General features: G+C 38.4%; 7 protein-coding genes. 3 read left to right on the top strand and 4 right to left on the bottom strand.

Going from position 1 to position 10,312, the window contains the following annotated elements; translation table 11 throughout:
* Positions 1 to 209: 209 nt before the first annotated feature.
* The 3 genes from AC1DFT_RS18980 to AC1DFT_RS18970 all read left to right on the top strand — a co-directional run bounded on the left by AC1DFT_RS18980 (position 210) and on the right by AC1DFT_RS18970 (position 3,891).
* Positions 210 to 548 carry a zinc ribbon domain-containing protein YjdM gene (locus AC1DFT_RS18980; protein ID WP_478160921.1) on the top strand — a complete coding sequence of 113 codons (339 nt, stop codon included), beginning with the start codon at positions 210 to 212 and terminating at the stop codon, positions 546 to 548.
* Positions 549 to 1,730: 1,182 nt separating this feature from the next.
* Complete coding sequence (locus tag AC1DFT_RS18975; protein WP_478160919.1) at positions 1,731 to 2,972, top strand: ATP-binding protein; 1,242 nt, start codon at positions 1,731 to 1,733, stop codon at positions 2,970 to 2,972.
* A 10-nt stretch (positions 2,973 to 2,982) separates the two neighbouring features.
* A complete protein-coding gene (locus AC1DFT_RS18970) occupies positions 2,983 to 3,891 on the top strand; it encodes a response regulator (RefSeq protein ID WP_478160923.1) in 909 nt (302 codons plus the stop codon).
* Positions 3,892 to 3,967: 76 nt separating this feature from the next.
* Here the strand turns inward: AC1DFT_RS18970 and AC1DFT_RS18965 are convergent, their stop codons facing one another.
* The 4 genes from AC1DFT_RS18965 to AC1DFT_RS18950 all read right to left on the bottom strand — a co-directional run bounded on the left by AC1DFT_RS18965 (position 3,968) and on the right by AC1DFT_RS18950 (position 10,014).
* Complete coding sequence (locus AC1DFT_RS18965; protein ID WP_478160917.1) at positions 3,968 to 5,149, bottom strand: SLC45 family MFS transporter; 1,182 nt, start codon at positions 5,147 to 5,149, stop codon at positions 3,968 to 3,970.
* Positions 5,150 to 5,224: 75 nt separating this feature from the next.
* Complete coding sequence (locus AC1DFT_RS18960) at positions 5,225 to 6,418, bottom strand: glycosyl hydrolase family 18 protein (RefSeq protein WP_478160915.1); 1,194 nt, start codon at positions 6,416 to 6,418, stop codon at positions 5,225 to 5,227.
* Positions 6,419 to 7,387: 969 nt separating this feature from the next.
* Complete coding sequence (locus AC1DFT_RS18955; RefSeq protein WP_478160913.1) at positions 7,388 to 8,683, bottom strand: MBL fold metallo-hydrolase; 1,296 nt, start codon at positions 8,681 to 8,683, stop codon at positions 7,388 to 7,390.
* Positions 8,680 to 10,014 carry an ABC transporter substrate-binding protein gene (locus AC1DFT_RS18950; protein WP_478160911.1) on the bottom strand — a complete coding sequence of 445 codons (1,335 nt, stop codon included), beginning with the start codon at positions 10,012 to 10,014 and terminating at the stop codon, positions 8,680 to 8,682. The genes AC1DFT_RS18955 and AC1DFT_RS18950 overlap by 4 nt, the downstream gene beginning before the upstream one ends.
* Between the last annotated feature and the right edge of the window lie 298 nt (positions 10,015 to 10,312).

Genomic DNA, 10,312 nt, shown 5'->3' with positions numbered 1-10,312 from the left:
TGATGAAGCGTAACGCATATGGTTTTCGTCGCTTCGATCACTTTCGGGCAAAGATTTTATTAAATATAAAGTATAAAGAAATAGGGGTTCATCTTGGTTAAGGGCTGGGTGAAAATCACATCACCCCAACATTTGACGTTGAACCAAAATAACTAGACATGGTACTATAGAGGCATAGTAGGAACGGTTTTGAATGGAGGAAATGAAAAATGGCTAACTTACCGAATTGCCCAAAATGTAACTCAGAATACACGTATGAAGACGGAAATCTTTTCGTATGTCCAGAATGTGCACATGAATGGACTACTGCAGGAGCAGAAGAAAACGAAGAAACACAAGTTGTGCGAGATGCAAACGGAAATGTATTAAATGATGGGGACTCTGTTACTGTCATTAAAGATCTTAAAGTAAAAGGTAGTTCATCTTCTTTAAAAATAGGGACGAAAGTTAAAAGTATTCGCTTAGTCGATGGTGACCACAATATTGATTGTAAAATTGATGGTTTTGGTCCTATGAAGCTAAAATCTGAATTTGTTAAAAAGGCATAAAATAGCAGTGGGGCGAAGCATATGAATGTATGTTTCGTCCTTTTTCCTTCTCTTAGGAAACAATAAAATTTAGACATGTGAAGAATTTTATTTAAGTAACATAAGGTATGGCATTTTTATATTGTACTTAGGATAGGGAAACTGCGTTGTAATGAGTTGGATGAGGTGTCCGCTGGGATTTTCGCTGCAGGTCGGACGCTTTCCACGGGGTGAGCGATGAGCCTTCACCGCCGCTTGCGCGTACGTTGTGAAGTCTCATTATGCTCACTTAATCCCGTTGGAGTCGCCGCCCTGCAGCGAAAATCCATGGGAATTACCAAATTATTGGGATCCCATATTAACAATAAATGGTTGAACGAGACAATATCCACTGCGAACGCGACAATCCCGCCTTTGAACACGACAAACTAGTCGAGTAGATGCCGGCCAGGCGTGTTCGGCGGGCTATAAGACATAAAATTCCTATAATAGGTCGGAATTATAGTTGTCTCACATCAAGTAAAGAGCCATTTTGAGAATTGGTTGCCTTCACGAGTAATTTGGTTGCTCTCGTGCTGATTTAGTTGCTTTCGTAGTAGAACCGGTTGCTCCCAGTCATCGGTTGGTTGCCCTAAGCCATTTACTGGATGCTTGCAATGGAAAAAATGGGTAAATTTTTGTTTTTTCAACTGGTCTGCACTGATAAGTATGTAGTTTCCATTTATTTACACTTTACCCAATGGAAGTAGCCCTCCAGACAGTGAAAATCTTAGCGGTTAATAGGATGCGCTATTCCAATAAGACGTCTCAATCCAAGTAAACTTGCCTTTTTGAGAATTGGTTGCCCTAAGCCATTTATTGGATGAATCAAACGGAAAAACTGGTTGAAATTTTGTTTTTTAACGGGATGGTATTGATAATTAGGCATTTTCTTTTGATTTTCGCTGCAGACGTCGACTCCTGCCGGATGAGTGGGCTAATGAGCCATCCCAACGTACGCCTAAGGGCGGCGGGGATGGCTCATCGCTCACCCGGCGGAAAGCGTACGACTGTAGCGAAAATCACAGCGGTAACTAGTCAACACACTACCACGCAGTATCCCTATAATGTGCGTCATGCTAATCACCATTCCCGCTTTTGTTCTTCTTCTCGATTGTTCAATGTTATACTCAAATTATTAAATAAACCTTTTAGGAGAGTTTTATGATTTTGCGAAATAGTAAGTTTGCCATTATCCTGACTGTCTTGTTAACTGTCTTGGCAAGTGAGTTTAAGGTAATTCCATTTAGCGGAGAAGATTTTCGTTTTGGTCTAGGGAGTATTACATTCTTTTTACTTGTCCTTATCCGTCCACCTGCTTTTCTACTCTTAACAGGATCTATTACGGGACTCGCCGTTGTGATTGCTCGCATGATACAGGATGCATTATTATATGGAGATTCTTTGGCATTAAGTTTTTCCGTTCACGCACCTGCTTTTTTATTTTATTTTTTGTTTGCGTTAGGATTACGAATGATTAATATAGAAAAGTATAAAGCCACTCCCTTTCTTTTAGGGGGTTTCGGAGTTGGATTTGAATTTATCGCAAATGGTGCAGAGCATCTTGTTCGGAACTGGTTTATACATGAGGAAAATTTAGGCTCCCGAGAATGGGGCTTGTTATTAGGAGTGGCAGTACTTCGAAGCTATTTTGTTGTAGGGTTATTTAGTTCCATTGCTATGACGGAGCAAAAGAAACGGATGGAAGAAATGCTTGGCCTTAACTCGGAACTTTATGCAGAAACGCTTTATTTGCAAAAATCGATGAATCACATTGAACAGATTACTGCTTCTAGTCATGATTTATACAGAAAGTTAAAGCAGCATGATATGAAGTTATTAAGTGTCCAAGCATTGCATATTGCACAAGAAATTCACGAAGTAAAAAAAGATTCCCAACGAATATTAGCAGGATTGAAGAATGTAACAGAAGGAAAGAAAGATGACCCTATACTCTTGTCAGAAGTGCTTCAGCTCGTTATCCATGCAAATGAAAAATATAGCGAGTTATTAAGGAAACGTATTCACTTTTCCATTTCTGCAGCATCCGATTTTGAAACAGATCAGCAAATTCCATTACTTGCCGTACTAAACAATATCGTCGCCAATGCAGTAGAAGCAATTTTGGATAAGGGTGAAATACATATAAGGATGTACGAGGAATCTAGTTCTACTTATTTTTCGATAAAAGATTCAGGGAAAGGAATTTCGGAAGAAGAAATATCCATCATTTTTGAACCTGGATATACGACAAAGTATAACGACAAAGGTGTTGCCGCGACAGGGATTGGTCTTTCACATGTAAACGAGATTATTCAAACACTAGCAGGTGAAATACACGTGGAAACAATGAAAGAAGGAACAGTTTTTCGCCTCCAAATTCCGACAATCAATTTAAGAAAGTGAGTGAAATAACCTGCGTTACTTTATAGTAGATGACGATACAGCGAGCAGAAAAATGCTAAGACAGATAATAACAGAAGGGGATCTTGGTTTAGTAATCGGTGAAGCAGATAGTGGAAGTGGCTCGCTATCCCCAATTACTACGATGCACCCAGATGTTGTGTTAATCGATTTTTTAATGCCTGAATGGGACGGCATTGAAACGATCGAACAGTTAAGGGAAAAAGGATACCAAGGGCAATTTATTATGATTTCTCAAATTGTGAATAAGGAAATGGTCGGCGAAGCTTATGAAGCGGGGGTTGAGTTTTTTATCCATAAGCCGATTAATCGAATAGAAGTTCAAAGTATCTTAAAAAAAACAGCAGAACAATTTCGACTGCAAGATTCTTTATTAGCAATTAAAGAGTCCTTAGCCAATATTACTCCATCTAAACCAATAAATAAAAAGCAAAGTGTGAAAGAAATCGTCTATTCTATACTAAGTGATATGGGAGTTGTTGGAGAGATTGGAAGTGACGATATGGTTGCGATTATAGAGTTTCTTTTCGAGCAACATCCTCTCATGACTCAGTTGCCCCCCTTAAAAGAACTATATGAAGCTATTGCGACAAAATCAGGAACGCCTTCATCTAATATTCAAAAGGAAAGTAAAGCGATCGAACAACGCTTGCGTCGAACAATACTAATGGCAATGAATAATATAGCTTCTTTAGGTGCTATTGATTACACAAATCCGGAATTTGAATATTATGCACCTAGGTACTTTGACTTTCAAGAAATCAGAATGCAAATGATTCAAATGCAAGAAGGAAGGAAGGATTTCGCCAAAATGAAAGTAAATAATAAAAAGTTTCTACAGGTACTTTATTTGGAAGTACAAGAGAAATACATCCAAATTCAAACGAATAGACAGCTTTAAAAAAATAATAAAATAATGGAAGAATCGTCCTAAAAGTATAAACAACAACCGGCTTTCTATTTGGAGGTCGGTTTTGTTATGTACTAAAAGTTGGCTTCTGAGTGGAAACGGTTCTGACTCTTGACATACATATGAATGCAAAGAGCATGCTACCAGCTGTTGCATTAAATAGAATACCGAAACCAAATAAATCAATGAGTAATCCTAAAGTTGGCGGTGAAATGATAGCTGCTAATGACGAAACGAAATAGTATAAGCCCGTTCGTGTTCCAAAACTATGTTCATCTCCTAGATTAACAATATAAGGGTAAGAATTGATATTGATACATGCCCAAAATACGCCTCCAACTAACAGAAGGCTTCGTAACGTGAAGACTGTTTCGACCCAGTTCAATAAGAAAAATACAAAAAATAATCCAACTATGCCAAATAAAATCACTTTTTTCTTTCCAAACTTCGCTCCCAAGATGCCGCTTGGAATAGCGGAAAGAACAAAGCTTAATGAAAAAAAAGCTAAAGAAAAGGCGGAGGCACTTTTGGATAAACCAAGTTCGTTTACCCCATATAAAGTAAATAATGCTTCCATTCCTTGTATAGCCATAAACCAAAAAAAGATTGCTGCTAAAAGAAAAATGGTTGGTTTATTTAATTCTGCTTTGTAATTTATTTTAGGTTTCGTTTGTTCAATGAAAGGAATAGTGTCTTCTTTTTCGCGTATATTTTTAAAAACGACAAATAAGGCTATGATTAAGGAAGCGGAGACTGCTAAAAATGGGAGTGATTCGTTAATACCAAAAAAGTAGGAACCTACACTAAATGCTAAAATACCACCGCAACCACCCATGAAGTTAATGACACCGTTTGCTTTTGTACGTTTTTCTTCTGGAGTAATATCAGGCATTAATGCAATGGTTGGGGAACGGAAAATAGCCATAGATAGGTTCATACACACCATAAATACGATTAACGTAAGTAAGCTTGTATGAAAGGGAATAAGACCATAAAATATAGCGGCAAAGGGTATTCCGATGAGTAAATAAGGAATACGACGTCCAAATCGTGTATTCGTACGATCACTTCGGTTTCCAATGTAAGGTTGTAAAAAAAGAGCGAAATAATTATCTATTGTCATAAGAAAGCCGATGAGGGCTGTACTCGAAAGATAATCATTCAGAAAGTATGGGACAAATCCATTGTATAATGCCCATCCTAAACTAATGCTAAAAAAACCAAACCCAAGCAGCCATATTTTCTTCACAAAGCTCCCCCTCGTATAGGATTTATAAGGAAGAGGAGACCCCGCTTTCAATGGAGGGGCCATATTTCGCTTCTCTTACAGCACCTTTTTCGTGTCGAAAAACTCTTCAACTAATACAGCTGACTGAGCAAATTGTAATCCCAGTTGCCAAGCTCCTGCCCCTTTCAAACGATATTCTATTACTAGTTCGAGTTTTTCAGCACGAGCTCTGGAATCCTCATACCATACGATATGTCTTTGCCCATTTGCATCCCAATATTGATAAAAGGGCTGTTGGTATTCGGTAGAATAGGAGATAGGAACCTGTGCTATCATGGCAGTTTGAACCGCTTCTGCTACAGAAACTGCTCTAGCACTAACCGCATTTCCGTTGTCCATTGTCCAATCATAGCCATAGCGGGGAACACCGAGAATGATTTTATTTCTGTTCATATGTTGAAGTGCAAATTGGATTGTTTTTCTTACTTCCGTAATAGGGGCTACGGGACCAGGTGGGCTGCTTGCTTCGTGAAAATCATAAGCCATAATAAAGACAAGATCTACAGATGCTCCAATCCCGCCATAATCATACCCTTTCAACCAAGGGATATTGTCACTCGTCTTCGGTGGAACTGCAACAGATGTATAATATCCTTCTGGGCTTAATCTGGCTTTTAATGCATGCAAAAAGCCGGTATATTGATCTCGTAGCTCTTCTGGTACTTGTTCAAAATCGATATTTACTCCGGCATAGTTCTTGTTCTTAACTAATTGGTATATATTGTCGATAATACGATTTCTTATTTCGTTTGAACCTAATACTTGCCGCGTTAGCTCAGGGCTAAAACCAGTTGGGGTTAGGTTTGTGATAACAGCTAGTGGTGCTACCCTATTGTCTCTTGCTGTTTGTATCATTTGTTCATCATCTAATGTACTTAAACTCCCATCTTCTAAAACATGATATTCAAAGATACCTAAAAAGGTATTAATAGGTGCGTATCTTTCTATAATTCTCGTATTTCTCGCAGGGGTGGAAGGTGTTATATAACTTAGATTTTCTGCACTATACTGCGTTCTTGGAGGCAAATACAACCTGGTACCTATCATTAATACATCCGAATGTAATCCATTGTAAAGACGTATTTTTTTAATAGAAACGAGGCTCATCTGTGAAATCGTATACAGTGAATCCCCCGGTTGCACGGTGTACATATTTGTCGGAATAAGTAAATCCTGTCCTACTACTAAACTATCTGTTGTTAAACCGTTAATAGCACGTATACTGTCCATTGAAACTTGGTACTTGTTGGCAATGGAAAATAAAGAATCGCCCGTTTTAACTACGTAAATGAATATAGAAATCCCTCATCTCCACTTTAGTCACTCTTTTAACCATATGTCATTGCTTTTTCATTCATAACTAATGAATGGAATGCGCTGAAAAGAAAAAACAAGCACTCACCTATAAAAGTGAGCGCTTGTTTTTATTGTTCTTTCACGTCGATTAGTTCCACAAGAAATGCGCAAGAATCCCATTTTGTACTTGTACTTGTACGTTTTCGGTTCGCTTTGGACGAAATGATCACTACATCATTACCGGGGGATAAGAGTGACGAAGTCACTTCCTGCTACACTATTTTCGATAATCTTGTGGTGGATATTTGTCCGTCACGCCCCTACAACATTCAAAAGAAAAAGGCGATTGCTTTTTAAAATGAAAGAATAGCTACCTTTCTCTTTAGGGTGGTTTAGAGGAGTACAGTCTAAGTTCGCGACATCGTGTCGCAACGACTGTCTGACCCGCATCGTGCGGGCCTCCGAAGATGCAATTTAGGGCACTCCATCGCTTTCTATTATGCGTTCCTTGCTTATTTTTGCAAAGTTCATTCTGACAATATAATGATGCTATATAGAAAAKGGACACTTCCTTCCAATCGAAAAGGCGGAAATATAATAGAGAGGGACTGAGCAGCCAAAATTGCATCTTTGGCTGCTTTTATCTAGATAGGAAAGTGGGCTATTCTTTCATTCCCAAAAGCTTTAGCACTATGATTATAATTGCTTTCGGAGTGCGACGGACGAACGACTACCACAGGATTACCGAAAAAAATGCGAAAGGGGTGCGACAAAGTCGCATTCCTTTCGCATCGAGAAGTATCGGTAATGGTGTAGAACTCGTTCAGTTCAAAGCACTCCGTAAGCACATTATTAATAAGCAATTTACTGGGTACTTTTGGTTAATCAAAACGATAATCATTTTTAATCTATAATTGCTGAAACTGGATAAATGATTCCCATTTTAGGTAAGAACGTTTTATATGGTCCTTGTAGTAGCTCTGGTGTAAAGCCGTGTAAGGGAATCGTAACTTTTGCTTGCATTGCATCTGCCAGCCATTTTATTTGAGGAGCGGCCGCATGACCAGATACACCTAAAACAACTAGCTTCATCTGGAGTTTCTCTATCCACTCCAACAACTCTTTATACACAGGGTCAAAATCTCCTAAAGGTACGCCATTCGAATGCACATATGTAGCACCCTGAACAGGCAAATCTTGAAGCATCTCAATATGGTGATACGTAGACTGCATCCAAACTTGCGAAAAGTCACGATTCAATTCTGTTAATGTAATTGGTTGAATTGTATGGAGTAAGTCGCCTATTTGAGAATTACTTTGTTCTGCTTGTAAAAAACGCACATGAGGGGCTTCCATTTGGAAAGCTTGTACTAAATAAGCTGTTTCAGGTTCAAAGACAATTAGTTTATCTTTTTGTTTTGCTGCTTCTATTAATATTTCCAAACGCTTCACATTACGATGATAAATATTAAAAATAATGGGTGTATCAATCTCCCATAAAGTCGGTATTATTACGTCCTTTTCACTTGCAATGACTGGATTTATATCGAGAAATTCTTCCTGCACATTTGTTGTCTCAATGATTAAAATATCAGGTGATGCCGCAACTTTTGGTAAATTTGCCGTATCTGTATCCGCTTCATGCAGTCGTACATCTCCAGAGTAGACAATGGTCGTATCGGGCGTTACTATCCTCATTGCAGAAGCACCTAGAACATCGTGATTGACTGGAAACAATTCGACTTGTATATGCTTAGATACTAGAAAAGGCTCGTTAAAAGGTATACTTTTTACTTGGCGCGCTACATTTACATGAGGCTCTTCCTCTATTGTATGGAGATGTTCGTATAAGGCCTTGCTCTCCTCACTCATGATGATAGGTACATCTGGGTGTAGGTATTGTAGTAATCCCATATGATCTAAATGTAAGTGAGAGATAGCAATTGTGGTATTTCGATCGACCTCATCATTTTTTAACACACCGCTAATGGAAGGAATTACACCAATTGCTTGTAATTCTGAAATGGTATGTTGAGGGCGCAGTTGCACGCCCTCTTTGTTTTGAAAAATCATACCAAAATCCGCTATAAATCTTTCCTCTTTGTACTTTACTTCAAAAATAGTTCCACCGATTGTTTTCAAGCCAGCATAAAATTGAATAGTAGTATCACTGTTTTTGATTGGATTTTCGATCATCATTTAGCTTGATCTAATGCTTCTTGAGCTTTTACGCTCATTGCTTCTAAAGTATCTGCTGGCCTTGCATTTTCATAAAGCATTTTATCTAATTCTACTTGCATTGCATTTTTCATTGCAAAGGAACCAGGTAAACGAACGTCGATAAATCCGTATGCATATTGAGCGTTACCTGCTTGGAATGCTTCGTTTTCTTCAATGAAAGATGTCCAATCTGCACCTTGTTGAGCAGATTCACGAACTGGTAGATAACCTGTTGTTTTTGCCCAATCTACCGTGTTTTCTGGCGTAATTAAGTATTTCATATATTCAAATGCTCCTGCTTGCTCTGCTTCTGTACTATTTGCAAACATTGTGATATTCGTTCCTTGGAAAGGAGCAGCTTGTTCGACACCTTTTGGTAGTGGAGTAGTCGACCATGCCATATCTCCAGCATCTTTTGCAACATATGCAATACCAGCACTTGAACCGATGTACATTGCTACGTCACCCCTTGTGAAAGGACCTGACATATAACCATCTTCACCAGCCATACGAGCTGTACCATCTTTTAGCATTGTGTCGATAAATGTTAATGCATTTAAACCAGCTTCCGAATTAAATAGTACTTTTCCTTCTTTTTCATCAACGAAATCTCCGCCTGCTTGTTCAATCCACATGCTAAGTTCCGTACCCATTCCGTTTTCAAAGCCCATCCCAATCACATTTTTACCATCAATTTCTTTTGTTAAAGTTGTAGCTGCAGTTGCTAATTCATCCCATGTTGTAGGAGGTGTTAATCCGTTTTCTTCAAAATATGATTTGTTGTAGAAAAGTACACGTGATGATTTATTAAATGGTAAACCTAAGATTTTGTCGCCAAATGTATTATCATTACGGAAAACTTCGCTGATATCTTCATAGCTTTGCTCAGATGGGAATCCATTTTCACCATTAATCATAGGAGCTAAATCTACTACAAGATTATTTTGATCGTAATCCGTCATCCACTCCGCATATGCTTGTGCAATGGTAGGAGAAGTTTTTGCTTTTGCAGCAGCTAATAACTTTTGTGACAAATCACCGTAGCTACCTTGGTTTACTAATTTTACTGTAATATTTTCATGTTCTTCGTTGAATTTTGCTGTTGCATCTTCTAACCATTTTTCGTGCGTATCACTCATTGCATGCCAAAATTCTACTTCTACTGGTTCAGTCGCTTCTGCTGTTTCCGCTGTTTCTGTTGTATCTGTTGCTTCGGTATTTGAAGTATCGCTTTCGTTTGAACTGTTACTACAAGCTGCTATTAACACACTCACCATCATAATAAATAATAATAAAGATAGTTTTTTCATGTTCTATTCTCCCTTATTTTTAGTAGTTTTCATCAATAGAATCTAGACTCGTATCCATACTTCAAAGTCGCTAAGCAACACCTCCTTAAATATATGGTTTGTTTGCCTATAGGGAAAGTGGGTCTCATGACTGCGGCTCATGCGGCCCGGTGCGCTACGGCAAATATATCTGCTCCATTTATCTGGAGAAGATTGTCCATTAAAAATGCGCAACGTTTCTAAAAAAGAGTTACGGTCATTGTTGTCTCTCTCCAAGTAAAAATGCTCTTATAACAAATTGGCTGCTTTCAATGACTGG

The sequence above is a fragment of the Psychrobacillus sp. 05T411 genome, assembly GCF_056396485.1.
Note: the sequence above shows the minus strand (reverse complement) of the source record. Positions and strands in the feature narration are given on the sequence as shown.